This is a genomic window from Burkholderia sp. SIMBA_051, assembly GCF_046534915.1.
GTDB classification, from domain to species: Bacteria; Pseudomonadota; Gammaproteobacteria; order Burkholderiales; family Burkholderiaceae; genus Burkholderia; species Burkholderia ambifaria.
The window spans coordinates 1-234 of record NZ_JAWRXS010000921.1 but is presented as its reverse complement, the minus strand read 5'-3'; the positions used below and the strand labels follow the sequence as shown (position 1 = coordinate 234).

Here is a 234-nt window from a genome sequence, read left to right as displayed (position 1 = left end):
CTCGGCCTTCGAGCGAGCGACGCATTCATCACATAAGAACATAACGGCCGGACGCGCGCGTCACGGGCGAATTCAACACAGCGGAGACAGGCATGACCAATGAATTGCAAGCCCGTGTGGTGCGCAAGCTGACGTGGCGCATTTTGCCCTTCGTCATGCTCCTTTACTTCGTGAGCTTTCTGGATCGCGTGAATGTGGGTTTCGCGGCGCTCACGATGAACAAGGATCTCGGCC

At 57.3% G+C, this 234-nt stretch carries 1 pseudogene; it reads left to right on the top strand.

Features of this window, described 5'->3' with window-relative positions:
* Nucleotides 1–92: 92 nt before the first annotated feature.
* A pseudogene (locus tag SB771_RS37170) lies at nucleotides 93–234 on the top strand (MFS transporter); the annotation flags it as partial.